Raw genomic sequence first — 15891 nt, forward strand, 5'->3', positions numbered from 1 at the left:
GTGTTCGGATAGGCGCCGCCGTGAAACCGGCAAGGGGGGGCGGCCCGACCTGTGTGGGGCGCCGCGGGGGGCCCCCCCCCCCCCCCCCCCCCCCCCCCCACGGCCGTGCCGAGCGGGGACGGCGTCCGCTGACGGCGTGCGGACGTACCGCTCGGCGGGGGTGCTTTCGGGTTCGGCCGGTTCGTGGCGGGTCCGGGCGGCTCGCACGTCCGAGTGCCGGCATCGGCTTTCCCGGTCCCGGCCCCGGCCCCGAAACCCGGGCTCCCGCTCCGGCGGCAGACACGCCCTGGGTGTCCTCAGTCGCGCAGCGTGAGCCGGACCGCCAGCGCGGGGCCGTCCTGGTCGGCGTCGTCCAGCCGCCACGGGCTGTCCCGCACCAGCTCCGCGACCTCGTCGACGGAGGCGTACAGGTAGTCGAACCACGGGGTCGCCAGGCCGCGGTGACGGATCCGCACCCGGTGCTCGCCCGGCAGCCGGCCCGCGCGGCGGTTCGCCTCGTGGTACGCGATGTGCTCGGCTACCGTGCTGCCGCTCAGATCGCGGCTGGACGCCAGGAGCCGCGCACCGGGGCGCGCCAGCCGGGCCAGCCGGGCCAGGACCGCGGGGGCCGCGGACCGGCCGCGCAGAAAGCCCAGGTTGTTGCCCAGCAGGAGCAGCGTGTCGAAGGTCCCCAACTCCGCCCCCGCCGCCTCGAGTTCACCGAGGTGAACGGTCAGGCCGCGTTCCCGTGCCACGCGCACGGCACCCGGCGACTCGTCCAGGCCCGTCACGTCGTGGCCCGCGCCGGCGAGCACGACGGCGTGCCGGCCGGGTCCGCAGCCGATGTCCAGGATCCGGTCGGCGGCCTGCTCGCAGGCCCACCGTTCCGGCGCGTGCCAGGCGTCGGGGCCGCTGAACCAGTGGGACGTGTCCGTGGCGAAGACGGCCCCGTCCGTGCGCTCCAGCACCTCGAACACCGCGCCCGGGCGGACCCCGAGGTCCCAGCAGCGCGACACGAGCTCCCCGAAGGCGTCACCGGTGCGCGGATCCCGCGGTGACCGCGCCGCGTCCGGGCCGGCCGGGTCCGGGCCGGCCGGGTCCGTGCGGGTCCGGTCCCTGTGGACCGGGGCCGTCCCTGTGCCGGGTCGTACGGTCTGCACGCTCATCGTCGGTCCTCGCCCCTTCCGTCAGACATCGTCCGGTGCCACACCGGGGTCGGCGATGCGCTTGGCCAGCTCCTCGTCCTCGCGGACGTCGTGGACCACGAGGGGACAGCGGTGGCAGGCGTCGACGCCGACCTGGCGCCACCACTTGCAGCGCGGCCGCAGGTGGCAGCGCGGAAGGTTCGCCGCGGTGGCGGTGGGCGCGTGCAGAGCGACCTTCGTGACGAGGCCGCAGCTGTCACCGACGCGCTGCGCGCACTCCGCGTAGCAGTGGCCGGCGAACCGGAGCACCCGGGTGGGCAGCACATCGGGCGGCAGCATCGCGGTCGCCTCCGCCGCGGGCACCGGCGTCTCCAGGTAGGTCAGGCCCTCGGAGTCGGCATGGACGCCCAGGACAACGGCTTCCGGTCGGTCGGGCTTGGCGCTCGGACACCATGCGACGTTCTCTTGTTCGTCCATGCCGGCTTCATCTCCTCGTGCGCTCGTGCACTCTTACGCTGTTGCGCGGGACGACGGGCGGGGCTGGGCCGTGAAGGCTCAGCCGCCCATCTCGTAGCGGGCGCTCGCGGCGACCGGACGGTTCGCGCGGGCGCGGACGACGGCGGCGCGCACGGCCGTCTGGAGGGCACTGGTCGGAATCCGCTTCGGCATGGTTTCTCCTTCGTCGGTAGGGACTTCTCCGGTACGGGCGGTGGGCGCCGCCCCTCCGGTCGTACCGAGTCTCGTGTCCGCCCCGCATCGGCTGAAGAGAGAGACAGCCGGGCATGTCGGCCATGGCCAGAAGGGGCCAGGCGGGGCGTCACGGACGTACGGTGTCCGCGCCCGTGCCTGCGGGAGCGGCCGCCGCCGTCCGCCGCGGCCGAAGTCCCGGCGCCAGCGTCAGGGTGACCGCCACCGACAGGACCGACATCGTGGCCATCGCGGCCGTGGGCGACGTGCGTTCGGCGACGGCTCCCGCGAGGGCCGCCGCGAAGCCCTGCCCGGCGAGCGTCCCCGTCGAGGCGAGCCCGAGCGCATGCCCGCTGAGCTCGTCCGGGGTCAGCTCCATCAGCCGCTCCTGAAGCATCAGACTCGCGGCGTACCCCACGGAGGCCAGGACGACGGTGACGAGCGCGAGGGGCAGCGCCGGGTGCAGCGCGAACACCAGGTACGGGGCGGCCAGCAGCAGCCGCAGCGGCGCGGCGAGCCGCTCCCGCAGGCGCGCCGGCACGAACCGGCCGGTGAGCGTGTCCCCGGCGAGCATGCCGACGGCGGCGCACGCGAACAGCAGCCCCGCGTGGTGCGGGGAGTACGGCACGAAGAGGGACTCGCAGCCGACGATCAGCCCGTTGGGCACCCACAGCGCGAGGTAGACGGTGCGACGGGGCCGCGATGCGAGCAGGCTGGCGTTGTCGCGCCAGGTGGCGGCGACCGACGGGCGCCCGGTGGCGCGCGCCGCACGGGCGGCGAGCCCGAAACGCGCGGTGACGGCGGAGACGGCGTACAGGGCCGCGCCCGCGAGCAGCGTGCCGCGCGGCGAGAGCACGGTCAGCAGCACGCCGCCGACCGCGAACCCGCAGATCTGCATGGTGCCGCCGGCCATGTTGAGCACCGAACGGCCCAGCAGATAGCCGTCCTTGGCCAGGATCTGGTTCAGCAGACCGAACCGGACCCCGCCGCCCAGCGAGCCGAGCGCGCCCAGCGCCAGCAGGACCACGAAGGACACCCACAGCGGCAGTCCGGGCACCGCCTGGACGGCGGTGCCCGCCGCCGAGACCGCGGCGAGGCCGGCCAGCGCCGTACGCGGCGGCACCCGGTCGGCCGCCGACAGCAGCACCGCCGCGCCGAGGACCCGGGCGAGCGAGGGCCCGAACATGCTCAGCGCCGCGAGCAGGGGTGACCCGGTCGCGGCGTACACGAGCGTGCCCAGAGCCAGGCCGCTCACCGTGACGGCGGCGACCTGAAGGGTGGACGTCACGAAGAGAGGGGTGAACTCCGGTGTCCTGAAGACGTCTTGGTAGGTCCGCATGGGCGGATTCTGGGGGGATGCGGGCCCTCGTGGACAAGAGGTGCGGGGCGGCCGGAGTGACCCCCGACCGGAAGTGGCCAGCCCCGGCACCGCGGTCAGGCGCGGTCGGTCAGTTCCTCCGCGAACACCTGGGACAGGGGCTGCGGTCCCACGTACTGCCGGCAGTTGCACTCGCCGGCCTCGTACCGCAGCGGTTTCTTGTTCTCATCCCATGCCGTCGGCACCTCGACGCGTTCGTGACAACGGCCCTGCTTGTCGTGTTTGGCGAGATGGTGCGTACATCCGCACACCGGCTCCGGGGGTTTCTTCGCCGCTTCGACGGCCAGGCGCTCCCGGTTCGCCGCCTCCAGCAGCTCCAGCTTGCGCTCGTGCCGGTTGCGCAGTGCGGTGCGCACGTTGTCGGCGGCCCACCCGAAGCCACCTGTCCAGAAGAGGATGAGCACCCACCAGTACCAGGCCATCAGCCGTCCCTTCCCCCTGTGCCGTCGCAGGTCAGCATAGATGACCAGGCCGAAGTGGGCTCCTGCCGGCAGGTGTTGCCCTCGGAACGACCGGAACCACGTGGCCGGCCGCTGCCCCGGCAGGGCGCGGGCCCGATTTCGTCCGGATATCGGCCAGCGGCTCGGGGTACCCGCCGTGCAGCACGGCCCCCTGGCCGAGTCCGGTACGCGGTGACAGCAACGGAGAACGCGATGAAGGCCCGCCGATCAGCAGCCCCGCCGGCTCCCGCGCCGGTTCCAGCGGATCCGCCCTCCGCTCACGTCCTGTCCGGCCGCTACCGGCTGGGCAGGAAGATCGGATCGGGGGGCATGGCCGACGTCTACGAAGGCGTCGACACACGCCTTCGGCGGCCCGTGGCCGTCAAGGTCTTCCGTCCGGGCTCCGATCCGCAGAACGACGACCGTCTCGCCGCGGAGGCCGTCCTCCTCGCCCGCCTGCAGCACCCCGGACTGGTCACCGTCCACGACGCCGGCCGCCACGACGACCGCGCCTACCTGGTCATGGAACTGGTCAACGGCCCCACCCTGCGCAGCCTCCTGGCAGGCGGAGCGCTGCCCCTGCCGCGCGTGGCCGATCTGGGCACCGCCCTCGCGCGGGCGCTCGCACACGTCCACCGGGCCGGCATCGTGCACCGCGACATCAAACCGTCGAACATCCTGCTCGACACGGCCGGCAGCCCCCACCTGGCCGACTTCGGCATCGCACGCCTGGCGAACTCCACGCGTCGCACGGCACCCGACGCGCTGACGGGCACCGCTGCCTATCTGGCCCCCGAGCAGGTCGAGGGAAGGCCCGTCGGGCCGGCCACGGACGTCTACGCGCTCGGTCTGGTCCTGCTGGAGTGCCTGAAAGGGGAACTGGAATACCCGGGAACCCCGTTGGAGGCCGCGCTCGCCCGCCTGCACCGCCCGCCCGCGGTCCCCGCCTGGTGCCCCTTCGACCTGGCCGCGCTGCTGCGGGCCATGACCGCCCGGGACCCCGAGACGCGCCCGGACGCCGAGCAGTGCGCGAGGGCCCTCTCCTCTTCGAACGCCGGGAGACGTCCTTCCCCGCTGCCGTCACCCCCGGCGGCCCGCCTCCCGGCGCCCCCTGCCGCTCGCCCCGGCGCGGACGAGCCCGTCCGTACACAGGAGGTGGCGGTCACCAGGCCCGGCGTTCCCGGCGGCACCCGGCACAGCCGACGCCTGGCGGTGGGGACCGCCCTGGCCGCACTCTCGGTGGCCCTGGGAACGACCCTCGCCGTCGCCCCGGCGGTCGGCGGGGACAGCGACGAGCGCGCCGACTTGAACTCGACCGCAACGACCCCCGCCCACCCGTCCTCCGGCACGGCGCTTCCCCGAAGCGGGCCCAGTGCCGTTCCACCGGCGGGATCTCCCGCCCGGCCCGCCTCCAGGACAGTCGGCGCGTCCGGTCCGGCGGCGTCGACCGGATTTCCCGCCGGCTCCGCCTCCAGGAGCCTGGGCCCGTCCGACCGGGCAGCGCCGGCGCACGGGGCGCCGGCCCGACATCACGGTGCCGCACCCCGCAAGCGGGGTCCGCACCACCCCCGGGACACGGACGACCACACCCGCCACGCGCCGCACGGCGCTCCGCAGCCGCCCGCACAGGCCGACGGGCCCCAGCCTTACCCCACGCACAAGGACAGCGACTGAGGGGCGGCGGGTGCGGTGCGGTGCCCGGGCAAGGACCGTACGGTGCGACGACGTGGCCGGAGGGCCGAAGACCGCTGCGAGCGGTCTTCGGCCCTCCGGTGGTTGGGGCGGTCGTGCCGGCTATGACGGCGGGAGGCAGTGCGTGTGGCCGGCCTCCCGGTCCCGGCAGGACCCGTGAGGCGGGCTAGCGGTGACCGAAGTACCGGTCGTGGTCCCGGTCCCGGTCGTGGTACCAGCCGTGGTGGCGGCCGTGGTCCCGGTCCCAGCCCCGGCCCCAGCCCTGGTGCCAGCCGCGGTGCCAGCCGTGGTGCCAGCCCCGGTCGTGGTCCCGGTCGTGGTCGTGGTCCCGGCCCCAGCCCCGGTCGCCGCGGCCGTCGTGGTCGTGGTCGCTCCAGCGGCTGTGCGAGTAGCCCCTCCCGTTGTCGCGGTCGTGGTCGGTTCCGGCGGCCAGGGCCGGCATGGCGGCCGCGGCGACGAGAGCGCCCGAAGCCACGCAGGTGGCGATCAGGCGGACCGCCGTACGAGAAACAGACATGAATCTGTCACCTCACGTTCGTGCACATCGACCCCGGTGAGGGCCGGTCGTGCAAATCCGAAATTCCCGGCTCAGGTGCCGAGGCCCACACTGTGGCCCGCAACGGCCGCTCACGGTCGAGGGAAAGATTCGCGTTACAAAGCACACATATATCCGTAACTCTCCCTTGTATGGGCCATCGATCCTGGGGAGGCTCCGGGGGTCGGCCCTGTCCTGGTCCCGCGACACCCTGTGAGCAGCCAAAACGATCTGACGGTCCGTCATGTCCCCGACAGTCCCGACGCCGCTGCCTCCCTCGAACGGCCCAATAGGTTCCGTAACGACGCGGGGTCTCCGTTCGGGGGACCCGTTGCCGCCGCCGGACGTCCTGGCCGCCGGAGCCGTGGCGGACGGCGACGCGCCGACTGTCCGGAGCTGCTTGCCTTCCGGCTCGGCGCCTGGGTACAGTCACTGCCATCAAAGCTTTCCGAGATGCTTTACGGACAAGTAAATCCGCCGCTCCGGGCACTCTCGCTCAAGGGGGAAGTCATGCAGGTCAAGGTGGCTGTGGCGTACCACAGCGGTTACGGGCACACGGCGAAGCAGGCGGCTGCCGTCGCGGCCGGGGCGGAGAAGGTCCCGGACACCGAGGTCACGCTCGTCTCGCTCGCTGAGCTGACCGACGAACTGTGGGAGACGCTCCAGGAGTCCGACGCGATCATCTTCGGGACGCCCACCTACATGGGCGGCAGCAGTGCCGTCTTCCGTGCCTTCATCGAAGCCACGAGCAAGGTCTGGGGAGACAACCTCCGCTGGAAGAACAAGATCGCCGGCGGTTTCACCAACAGCGGCAACATGTCCGGCGACAAGCTCAACACGCTGTTCGACATCGCCCTGTTCGCCGCCCAGCACGGCATGATCTGGGTCGGCCTCGCCGAGTACGGCGGCTGGAACACCTCGGCCGGCAGCCCGGAGGACCTCAACCGGCTCGGCAGCTGGCTCGGCGCCATGTCCCAGGCCAACAACGACGAGGGACCCGACGTCACACCGGGCCCCAGCGACCTGCGCACCGCCGAGGCCCTGGGCCGTCGCATCGCCGAGACCACGCACGTCTTCCTTGCCGGACGCCAGGCCGTGGACTTCGAGGGCGCGTCCGCCTGACCAGCGGGCACGACATCGCAGTCGAAACCTGTGGGGGGACGTGGGGATGACTGACCGGCACGAACTGGCATGGCTCGACGCACATGCCCAAGCCGATCTGGTCCGGACGGGCCAGATCGGTGCGGACGAACTGGTCGAGGCCGCGATCGGGCGGATCGAGGCGGCGAACGCCACGGTCGGCGCGGTGCCCATCACCGACTACGAACGGGCCCGGAAGCAGGCCGGAGACCCGGAGTTCCGCTCAGCGCTGACCGGACCGGAGCACCCCGGGCCCCTGGCCGGCGTGCCCTTCCTGCTCAAGGACCTGGGGGCGCCCTGCGCCGGACTGGAGGCCACCCAGGGGTCAGGTCTGCTGGCGGGGTTCGTTCCCGACGAGGACAGCACGCTGGTCGAGCGGTTCAAGGCCGGTGGGCTGCTCATCGTCGGCAGGAGCAACTCGGCCGAATTCGGCGTCCTACCCACGACCGAACCCCGCCGGCACGGCCCCACGCGCAACCCGTGGGACCTCGGCAGGTCCGCGGGCGGATCCAGCGGCGGTGCCGCGGCGGCCGTGGCGGCGGGCCTGGTGCCGCTCGCCCATGCCAACGACGCCGGGGGTTCCATCCGTATCCCGGCCGCGTGCTGCGGAGTCTTCGGCCTCAAGCCCACCCGGGCCCGCACCCCGCTCGGCCCCCAGGTGGGCGACCTCATGAACGGACTCGCCGGCGAGCACGTGGTGAGCCGTTCGGTACGGGACAGCGCGGCGGCCCTGGACCTGATCGCCGGTCCCGCGCCCGGCGATCCCTACCCGGCGCCACCGCCGCCCGGACCGTTCCGCGACGCCGTCGAGAAGCCCCCGCGCCCGCTGCGCATCGCCTTCACCACCCGCGACGGCACCGGCACCCTGCACGCCTCGTGCGCCGGGGCCGTCCTGCAGGCCGCCCGGCTGTGCGCGGACCTCGGACACACCGTCACCGAGGACGCGCCTGCTCCGGCGATGCCCGATGTCGCCGACGCCTTCCTCGACGTGTGGGCGGCCGGGGTGTCCTCGGCGGTCACCGCCCAGAGCGCCGTGGCCGGGCGCACCCCCGCGCCGGAAGCCGTCGAGGAACTCACCTGGTGGCTCTACGAGCGGGGCCGCTCCCTGTCGGGGGCGCACTATCTGCTCCGGATCGGCCACCTGCAGCGCACCGCCAGAGCTCTCGCGGCCTTCCACGACACCTACGACGTGCTGATCTCGGCCGTCACGGCCTCCCCACCACCACCCCTCGGCTTCTGCGCGCACGGTACCCCCGAGCAACAGCTCGACCGGGCGCTGGCCTTCGCCCACGAAACCCCCCTGGCCAATCTGACCGGCCAGCCGGCCATGTCCGTACCCCTGTACCACGACGCGGCGGGGCTGCCCATCGGAGTGCAGTTCACCGGACGGTACGGGGACGAACACACCCTGCTCGCCCTGGCGGCCCAGCTGGAACAGGCCCGGCCCTGGGCCCGGCGGAAGCCACCATTCACCCAGCCCTGACGGTTTATCGGCGCCGGCGGCCCATGCTCTGCGCCGGGCCCCGCACCCGCACACACCGCCCCCCGAACCGGCGGCGGTGACGCACGCCCGCATCCACCCCTGCCGGCATCGCTCCCGTCCGGCCGGACCACGCCCTCACGGAGCGAGCGGCCGCACGGCCTCCGCAACGCGCGTAGCGGCCAGGGGCGTCCCACCCCGCGCCCCACCGCCCACCGTCCGTCGTACCCACGCCGACCACCGCGTGCCTCGTACGCGGCGACAACCCTGCCCACAACAGGAGGTTGAACCATGTTCCAGACCACCACCGACGAGCAGCTGACCGGCAACCCGATCGACGAGGTGATCGGCGGCACCATCCACTACGCCGCACTCACCACCGCGGCCAAACTGGGCCTCTTCGCCACCCTGGAGGAGCGGGGCCCGCTCAGCGCCGAGGAACTCGCCCAGGCGGTCGGCGCCACGGCCGACGGCATCCGCGCCGTCGCCGACGTGGTCGCCGTACTCGGCTGGCTCACCCGGGAGGACGGGCGCTACCGCAACGGCCCGCTCGCCGAGCGCTGGCTGGGCGAGAAGGTCGAGTACGACTTCACCCCCGCGCTGCTGTGGGCGTACGAGCTGATCAACGTGATGTGGGAGCTGCCGCAGGCCGTCCGGGACGGCAAGCCCGCCGAGTCGCTGTGGGAGCGCTGGGAGAACAACCCCGACGCCGGCCGGGACTTCTCCGAGTACATGAAGATCAAGTCCCGGCTCACGGTGGACTCCATCGTCGACGCCGTCGAACTGCCCGAGGGCGCCCGCAAACTGCTCGACCTCGGTGGCTCGCACGGCCTGCACTCCATGGCCATGTGCCGGCGTCACCCCGAGCTCACGGCGACGATCATGGACCTGGACGAGGCGCTCGCCAACACCGGCCCGGCCATCGAGAAGGCCGGCCTCGCCGACCGGGTCTCCCTGCGCCGGGGCAGCTTCCTCAGCGGTGACCTCGGCTCCGGCTACGACGTCGTGTTCCTCTTCGAGATCGTGCACAACCACACCGACGAGGAGAACCGCGACCTGATCGCCCGCGCCGCCAAGGCACTGCGGCCCGGCGGCAGGATCGTCGTCCTGGAGGACGTGCGCGGTGCGGAACTCGACGCGCACAACGCGGCGTTCAGCCTCGCGATGTTCGCCTGCTCGGGCGACCGCACCTACAGCTTCCCGGAGATCTCCGGCTGGCTCACGGATGCCGGACTCGGCGGTGTCGAGCAGATTCAGCTGCCGTCCTCCGTGTCCCTGGTCATAGGCACCAAGTGACGGTGTCCGGCCGAGGGGGAGGAGAAACAGCGTGCAGATCGCTCTGGCCCGCCGGTCCACCCGGCAATGGCAGACCGCAGCGGACCTTGCGCACCAGGTGTACGCCACGTCGTACCAGGCGGACGTGGACCCGAACCCCGATCTCTTCATCGTCGCCGGACCCAGTGGGGACGCGGGCGGCGACGGCGAGGTCGTGGCCTGTGCCGGGCTGACGTTCGGCGACGACCGTCCCCTGTTCTCCGAGCGGTACCTCGACACCGACATCGAGGGTGCCATCAAGGCGGCCCTCGGCACCTCGGCCGACCGCAGCCGGGTGGTCGAGGTCGGCGCGCTGGCCAGCGCGCGGCGCACCGCCGGCCGCGAACTGATCCGCGCCACACCCATCATGTCCTGGTGCCTGGGGATGGAGTACATCCTGTGCACCGCCACGCGGAGCCTGGTCACCACCCTGCACCGGGTCGGGATCGCCTTCGTGCCGATCGGGCCGGCCGACCCCGGCCGGATCGCGCCGGCGGAACTGGGCCGCTGGGGCACGTACTACGCCCACGAACCCACCGTCGGGGTCATCCCGCTCAACTCCCTGCACCGGCTGTTCGCCGACTCCACCGGCCGATACACCGTCACCGAGCTGCAGTTCCACATCCCCGAGTGCGAGGAAGTCGAGCATGCGACTCGTTGAACGGGCACTGGTCCGGATGGCGGAGTCGGACCGCCCGCTGGTCGAGGTGCAGGGCTTTGGCGGCACACCGGTCAGGAGCCTGAGCTACCGCGAGGTGAGCCGGCGGGCCCAGGCCCTCGCCGGGCGGCTGCGGCCCGTCGACGGGCGGGCCCCGCGGGTCGGCGTGGTCTGCGGGAACACCCCGGAGTTCGTGATCGCCGACCTGGCGCTGATCGCCGGGCGGGCGGTCGAGGTGCCCGTCCCGCTGGCCTTCTCCGCCGAGCAGGCGGCGGGACTGCTGGACGGCGTGGACCTGTGCCTGGTGGACCGGGCCGGGCAGGAGCGGCTGGAGCAGTGGGGCAGGCGGCGGGTCCTCGGCGCCGACTGCGCCCTGCTGCCGGTGACCGCCGATGGGCCGGTGCCCGACGCGCCCCTGCACCTCGCGTCCCCCGGCGACCCGGACACCGCGGCCGACTGGGAGTGCAAGGTCATCCACACCTCGGGCACCACCTCGCGGCCCAAGGGCGTACGCATCAGGGCCCACGGCCTCGACGCGCTGCTGACCTCGCTGCGCACGGTGATGCCCGAGGGAGCGTTCACCCGCTACCTGTCGGTCGTGCCGTTCAGCTTGTTGATCGAGCAGGTCACCGGCCTGTACCTGGTCCTCCTCGACGGCGGCACCCTGGTGCTGCTTCCCGAGGACATGCCGCTGGTCGGCACCGCGGCGGCCGCACCGGCCGACGTCCTGCCCCACGTCGCGGCGGCCCGGCCCACCGCGATGGTCGCCACCCCGGCACTGGTCGAGGCGTTCGCCGTCCGCGTGGACGCGGCGCTCGACGCGGGCGAGCCCGTCACCACGGCCCTGTTCGGGACCGCTGAGACACCGCTCGTCTGCTGCGGCGGCGCACCCGTCCACCCGGAGCTGCTGCGTCGGCTGGAGCGGCACGGGCTGCCCGTCCACGAGGGCTACGGACTGTCCGAGAACAGCTCCGTGGTCAGCTGGAACACCCCCTCCGCCCGCCGCACCGGCACGGTGGGACGCCCGCTGCCGCACGTCACCGTCCGTGTCGCGGACGACGGCGAACTGCTGGTCAACAGCACCTCACTGTTCGCCGGTTACACCCGCAACGACCCCTCCAGCCTCGTGCTGGACACCGACGGCTGGCTGCACACCGGCGATCTGGCGGCCGTCGACGAGGACGGCTTCATCAGCATCACCGGACGCAAGAAGAACGTCATCGTGACGGCGGCCGGCCGCAACGTCGCCCCGGAGTGGGTCGAGGCCCAGTACGCCCAACTGCCGTTCGTCCGGGCGGTGGCCGTGGTCGGTGACGGCCTGACCGCTCTGCACGGCCTGTTCCTGGTCGACGGCTGCGTCGATCTGGCCGACGCCGAGAAGGCGGTACGCGCCTTCGGCGAGGAGCACCTGTCGCAGGTGGAAAGGGTGGCGCAGCCGCACATCGTCACCGCCTCCGAGGGGCTGTACCGCCGGTACTTCACCGTCACCGGCAGGCCCATGAGGACGGCCGTCCAGCACGACCTTGTCAACGGAACGCTGCACGCCGGCGAAGCCGACCGAGCCATCGAAGCCAACGAAGGAGCAGAAGCATGACCAGCACCGCCGACGTCCGCCCCTACGGCGCGGCGACCGGGAAGCTCGTTGTCGCGGGTGGACCGGACTCGCTCGGCACCCTCGACCCCGCCTGGGTCACCGGGCTGCTCGCGGGCTCCGGATTCCTGCTGTTCCGCGGCTTCCGCACGGACCTGGAGGAATTCACGGCGTTCGTCAAGGCGCACTCCGCACGGATCACGCTCGACCCGGCCCGCAGCTTCCACGGCGGCGAGGTGGCCCAGAAGGTCGACGCGGGCACCGCGGCCGTCGGGCTGCACCTGGAGAACGGCAACAGCCCCTTCGGCCCCGACCTGACCTGGTTCTTCTGCGAAAAGGCCGCCTCCGCCGGCTCCCAGACCACCGTCTGCGACGGCTACCGGGTGTGGGACGCGTCGAGCCCGCGCGCCCGTGCGGTCTTCGGCGGTGGCCCGATCACCTACAGCCGGCGGGTCGAGGAGCCCAAGTGGAAGGCCTTCGTCGCCCACCAGCTGGAGGGCCGCAAGGCACCGGCCGACATCACCTTCGCCGACATGGAGGCGCTGGTCGGCGCGGACCCGCACACGCACCTGACCCTGGAGGAGGACGGCGCGATCCGGTACGCGTACACCACCGGTGCCGCCCACAGCACCCTGTTCGGCACCCGGCTCGCCTGGGCCAACAGCATCTTCGGGCCGTCGTACAACTACGAGACGCCCCGGATCACCCTGCAGGACGGCAAGGAGATCCCCGCTGATCTGCAGGCCGAGCTGAAGTCCCTCACCGACGAGCTGACCGAGGACATCGACTGGCAGGACGGCGACGTCGCACTGATCGACAACACCCGGGTGATGCACGGCCGACGGGAGATCCTCGACACCGACCGCACCATCTACAACGCCCAGAGCTACATCCGCCGCGAGCTGGTCGACGCTGTCACAGCGGGAGGCGAGGACCGATGACCCAGGCGGTCCCCCACGCGCTCACCGACCCCCGGATCACGGCCGTACTGGACGACATCGCCCAGGGCGCCCGGCACGACGACGACGTGATGCGGCGGGCCTACGACACGGTCGCCGACTGGCCGGCGCCGCCCACCCCGGAGCAGGCGGCCGAGCTGTGCGCCGAGGCCGCCCTGCCGGTGCACCCGCAGGTCGGCACGCTGCTCTACCAACTGGTGCGTGGCGTGCGCCCCCAGCTCGTGGTCGAGTTCGGGACGTCCTTCGGTGCCTCGACGCTGTACCTGGCCGCCGCGGTGCGCGACAACGGCACCGGCCGGGTCATCGGCTCCGAACTCCACCCGGGCAAGGCCCGGCGGGCCGGCGCCCACCTGGAGCGGGCGGGCCTGCTGGACCTCGTCGAGATCCGTACCGGTGACGCCCGCAAGGAGCTGTCCGACCTGCCGGGCCCGATCGACCTGCTGCTCCTGGACGGCTGGAAGGAGCTGTACCTGCCGGTCCTGCGGGTCCTCGAACCGGCCCTGGCGGACGGCGCGCTGATCGTCTCCGACAACCTGCCGATGCTGCCGGAGGAATTCCTCGCACACGTCCGCGAGCCCGGCAACGGCTATCTGTCCCAGCAGCTTCCGCTGGGCGACGGCATCGAACTGACCGTACGCACCCGCCCGCGCCCGACCGGCGAAGGAGCCTGAGGACATGTCCACTTCACCCCGAGGCCGGCTGTTCAACAGCGAGTCGGTCACCGAGGGCCACCCCGACAAGGTCGCGGACGCCGTCTCCGACGCGATCCTCGACGCACTGCTCACCGACGACCCGCACGCGCGCGTGGCCGTCGAGACCCTGGTCACCACCGGTCAGGTGCACGTGGCGGGCGAGGTGACGACCCGCGCCTGGGCCGACATCCCCGCCATCGTGCGGAACGTGGTGACCGGCATCGGATACGACTCGTCCGGCAAGGGTTTCGACGGCGCCTCCTGCGGCATCAACGTCTCCATCGGCTCCCAGTCGCCCGACATCGCCCAGGGCGTCGACGCGGCGTACGAGACCCGCCAGGACGGCGGCACCGAGGACGACCTCGACCGTCAGGGTGCCGGCGACCAAGGCCTGATGTTCGGTTACGCCTGCTCGGAGACGCCCGAGCTGATGCCGCTGCCCATCACGCTCGCGCACCGGCTCGCCCGCCGCCTCACCCAGGTCCGCAAGGACGGTCTGCTGCCCTACCTGCGGCCCGACGGCAAGACCCAGGTCGCCGTCGAGTACGCCGGACAGCGCCCGGTGCGCCTCGACACCGTCGTCGTCTCCGCGCAGCACGCCGACGGCGTCAGCCTGTCCGGGCTGCTCGAACCCGACCTGCTCGCCCATGTGATCAAGCCGGAGCTGGAGGCCCTCGACCTCGCCACCGACGGGCTGCGCACCCTGGTGAACCCCACCGGCCGCTTCGTCACCGGCGGTCCGGTCGGCGACGCCGGACTCACCGGACGCAAGATCATCGTCGACACGTACGGCGGGATGGCCCGGCACGGCGGCGGCGCCTTCTCCGGCAAGGACCCCTCCAAGGTGGACCGTTCGGCGGCGTACGCCATGCGCTGGGTGGCGAAGAACACCGTCGCGGCCGGGCTCGCCGAACGCGCCGAGATCCAGGTCGCCTACGCGATCGGCAAGGCCGCCCCGGTCGGGCTGTTCGTGGAGACCTTCGGCACCGAGACCGTCGACCCGGTGCGGATCGAGGCCGCGATCCGCGACGTCTTCGACCTGCGCCCGGCGGCGATCATCCGCGACCTGGGGCTGCTCCGGCCGATCTACCGGCAGACCGCGGCCTACGGTCACTTCGGCCGGACCGACCTCGACCTGCCCTGGGAGCGGCTGGACCGGGCCGCCGCGCTGAAGGACGCCGCCGATGTCTGAGCCCGGTCTGACGGAACCCGTGCTGCGCATCGCGGTCACCGGGTCCATCGCCTCCGACCACCTGATGGTCTTCCCGGGCCGGTTCACCGAGCACCTGATGGCCGACCGGCTCGACCACGTGTCGCTGTCCTTCCTCGCCGACGACCTCCAGGTGCGGCACGGGGGCGTCGCCGCCAACATCGCCTACGGGCTCGCCCGGCTGGGTCTGCGCCCGCTGCTCGTCGGCGCGGCCGGCCGGGACTTCTCCGAGCAGCGCGCCCTGCTGGAGGCCGCGGGCGTGGACACCTCGCCCGTGCGGATCTCCGGCACCCGGCACACCGCACGGTTCGTGTGCACCACCGACCGGGACCAGAACCAGATCGCCACGTTCTACGCCGGGGCGATGGCCGAGGCCGCCGGTATCCGGCTGGAGGAGTGCTTCGGCGACGCGGACTTCGTCCTCGTCGGCCCCGACGACCCGGCCGCCATGGTCCGGCACGCAGAGGCGTGCCGCCGCCACGGCATGCCGTTCGCGGCGGACCCGTCCCAGCAGCTGGCCCGCCTCGAACCGGCCGCGATCCCCGGCCTGTTCGAGGGCGCGCGCTATCTGTTCACGAACGCCTACGAACAGGCGCTGCTGTTGCAGCGCACCGGTCTGAGCGGCGAGGAGGTGCTGCGCCGGGTCGGCGCGTGGGTCGTCACGCTCGGTGCCGACGGCGCCCGGATCGAGCGGCACGCCGCCCCCGCCGTGACCGTGCCCGCCGTCCCCGTCCCGCGCGTGGCCGACCCCACGGGGGCGGGCGACGCCTTCCGGGCGGGCTTCCTCGCCGAACACGCCCGCGGCCGCGACGACACGGAGGCGGTCAGGACCGGCTGCGCGCTGGCCGCCACCGCTCTGGAGTCGGTCGGCAGCCAGGACTACGAGGCGAGTTATGCGTCGGTGCGGGAACGGGCCCTCGCGGGGGTGGGACGGTGACCGGCAGCCTCCCAAGGGGCGGCGGCGGTGGCCGTGACGTCACCGTCACGTCGG

At 72.9% G+C, this 15891-nt stretch carries 15 protein-coding genes; 10 read left to right on the forward strand and 5 right to left on the reverse strand.

The window, feature by feature from the left end:
* Positions 1-296: 296 nt before the first annotated feature.
* The 4 genes from ABZ919_RS38915 to ABZ919_RS38930 all read right to left on the reverse strand — a co-directional run bounded on the left by ABZ919_RS38915 (position 297) and on the right by ABZ919_RS38930 (position 3611).
* Positions 297-1145 (reverse strand): class I SAM-dependent methyltransferase, encoded by an 849-nt coding sequence (locus tag ABZ919_RS38915; protein ID WP_361258181.1) that lies wholly within the window; start codon positions 1143-1145, stop codon positions 297-299.
* A gap of 21 nt (positions 1146-1166) precedes the next feature.
* Entirely contained in the window at positions 1167-1601 is a 435-nt protein-coding gene (locus ABZ919_RS38920) for a hypothetical protein (protein ID WP_361258184.1), read from the reverse strand.
* A gap of 340 nt (positions 1602-1941) precedes the next feature.
* Positions 1942-3150: an MFS transporter gene (locus ABZ919_RS38925; RefSeq protein WP_361258187.1), complete on the reverse strand. Its 1209-nt coding sequence runs from the start codon at positions 3148-3150 to the stop codon at positions 1942-1944.
* A gap of 95 nt (positions 3151-3245) precedes the next feature.
* Positions 3246-3611, reverse strand: a complete 366-nt coding sequence (locus ABZ919_RS38930) for a hypothetical protein (RefSeq protein ID WP_361258190.1) — start codon at positions 3609-3611, stop codon at positions 3246-3248.
* Between the two features lie 231 nt (positions 3612-3842).
* Between ABZ919_RS38930 and ABZ919_RS38935 the strand changes: the two genes are divergently transcribed.
* The gene (locus ABZ919_RS38935) at positions 3843-5303 is read left to right on the forward strand and encodes a protein kinase (RefSeq protein WP_361258193.1); all 1461 of its coding nucleotides are present in this window, start codon (positions 3843-3845) and stop codon (positions 5301-5303) included.
* A 184-nt stretch (positions 5304-5487) separates the two neighbouring features.
* On the opposite strand, the gene ABZ919_RS38940 is transcribed toward ABZ919_RS38935, so the two are convergent.
* Positions 5488-5838, reverse strand: coding sequence for a hypothetical protein (locus tag ABZ919_RS38940; protein ID WP_361258196.1), 351 nt, complete (start codon positions 5836-5838; stop codon positions 5488-5490).
* 528 nt (positions 5839-6366) lie between these two features.
* On the opposite strand from ABZ919_RS38940, the gene ABZ919_RS38945 reads away from it, so the two are divergent.
* The 9 genes from ABZ919_RS38945 to ABZ919_RS38985 all read left to right on the forward strand — a co-directional run bounded on the left by ABZ919_RS38945 (position 6367) and on the right by ABZ919_RS38985 (position 15837).
* Positions 6367-6978, forward strand: coding sequence for a flavodoxin family protein (locus ABZ919_RS38945; RefSeq protein ID WP_361258199.1), 612 nt, complete (start codon positions 6367-6369; stop codon positions 6976-6978).
* A gap of 46 nt (positions 6979-7024) precedes the next feature.
* Positions 7025-8479: an amidase family protein gene (locus ABZ919_RS38950; protein ID WP_361258202.1), complete on the forward strand. Its 1455-nt coding sequence runs from the start codon at positions 7025-7027 to the stop codon at positions 8477-8479.
* Between the two features lie 288 nt (positions 8480-8767).
* The gene (locus ABZ919_RS38955; RefSeq protein WP_361258204.1) at positions 8768-9772 is read left to right on the forward strand and encodes a methyltransferase; all 1005 of its coding nucleotides are present in this window, start codon (positions 8768-8770) and stop codon (positions 9770-9772) included.
* 31 nt (positions 9773-9803) lie between these two features.
* A complete protein-coding gene (locus ABZ919_RS38960; protein WP_361258206.1) occupies positions 9804-10451 on the forward strand; it encodes a thermostable hemolysin in 648 nt (215 codons plus the stop codon).
* Complete coding sequence (locus ABZ919_RS38965) at positions 10438-12042, forward strand: AMP-binding protein (RefSeq protein WP_361258209.1); 1605 nt, start codon at positions 10438-10440, stop codon at positions 12040-12042. The genes ABZ919_RS38960 and ABZ919_RS38965 overlap by 14 nt, the downstream gene beginning before the upstream one ends.
* Positions 12039-12980: a TauD/TfdA family dioxygenase gene (locus ABZ919_RS38970; RefSeq protein ID WP_361258212.1), complete on the forward strand. Its 942-nt coding sequence runs from the start codon at positions 12039-12041 to the stop codon at positions 12978-12980. Before ABZ919_RS38965 ends, ABZ919_RS38970 begins: the two co-directional genes overlap by 4 nt.
* The gene (locus ABZ919_RS38975; RefSeq protein ID WP_361258215.1) at positions 12977-13669 is read left to right on the forward strand and encodes a class I SAM-dependent methyltransferase; all 693 of its coding nucleotides are present in this window, start codon (positions 12977-12979) and stop codon (positions 13667-13669) included. Before ABZ919_RS38970 ends, ABZ919_RS38975 begins: the two co-directional genes overlap by 4 nt.
* A 4-nt stretch (positions 13670-13673) precedes the next feature.
* Entirely contained in the window at positions 13674-14882 is a 1209-nt protein-coding gene (metK, locus tag ABZ919_RS38980) for a methionine adenosyltransferase (protein ID WP_361258218.1), read from the forward strand.
* 22 nt (positions 14883-14904) lie between these two features.
* Complete coding sequence (locus ABZ919_RS38985) at positions 14905-15837, forward strand: carbohydrate kinase family protein (protein ID WP_361258300.1); 933 nt, start codon at positions 14905-14907, stop codon at positions 15835-15837.
* Positions 15838-15891 lie beyond the last annotated feature (54 nt).

Origin of the sequence: Streptomyces sp. NPDC046759 (genome assembly GCF_040645475.1) — a bacterium.
Taxonomy (GTDB): Bacteria; Actinomycetota; Actinomycetes; order Streptomycetales; family Streptomycetaceae; genus Streptomyces.

Coding starts and splice junctions, on each gene's coding strand:
- ABZ919_RS38970 (WP_361258212.1), top strand. CDS start 12,039: ATGACCAGCACCGCCGACGTCCGCCCCTACGGCGCGGCGACCGGGAAG.
- ABZ919_RS38975 (WP_361258215.1), top strand. CDS start 12,977: ATGACCCAGGCGGTCCCCCACGCGCTCACCGACCCCCGGATCACGGCC.
- ABZ919_RS38965 (WP_361258209.1), top strand. CDS start 10,438: ATGCGACTCGTTGAACGGGCACTGGTCCGGATGGCGGAGTCGGACCGC.
- ABZ919_RS38940 (WP_361258196.1), bottom strand. CDS start 5,838: ATGTCTGTTTCTCGTACGGCGGTCCGCCTGATCGCCACCTGCGTGGCT.
- ABZ919_RS38925 (WP_361258187.1), bottom strand. CDS start 3,150: ATGCGGACCTACCAAGACGTCTTCAGGACACCGGAGTTCACCCCTCTC.
- metK (WP_361258218.1), top strand. CDS start 13,674: ATGTCCACTTCACCCCGAGGCCGGCTGTTCAACAGCGAGTCGGTCACC.
- ABZ919_RS38945 (WP_361258199.1), top strand. CDS start 6,367: ATGCAGGTCAAGGTGGCTGTGGCGTACCACAGCGGTTACGGGCACACG.
- ABZ919_RS38915 (WP_361258181.1), bottom strand. CDS start 1,145: ATGAGCGTGCAGACCGTACGACCCGGCACAGGGACGGCCCCGGTCCAC.
- ABZ919_RS38930 (WP_361258190.1), bottom strand. CDS start 3,611: ATGGCCTGGTACTGGTGGGTGCTCATCCTCTTCTGGACAGGTGGCTTC.
- ABZ919_RS38935 (WP_361258193.1), top strand. CDS start 3,843: ATGAAGGCCCGCCGATCAGCAGCCCCGCCGGCTCCCGCGCCGGTTCCA.
- ABZ919_RS38950 (WP_361258202.1), top strand. CDS start 7,025: ATGACTGACCGGCACGAACTGGCATGGCTCGACGCACATGCCCAAGCC.
- ABZ919_RS38955 (WP_361258204.1), top strand. CDS start 8,768: ATGTTCCAGACCACCACCGACGAGCAGCTGACCGGCAACCCGATCGAC.
- ABZ919_RS38920 (WP_361258184.1), bottom strand. CDS start 1,601: ATGGACGAACAAGAGAACGTCGCATGGTGTCCGAGCGCCAAGCCCGAC.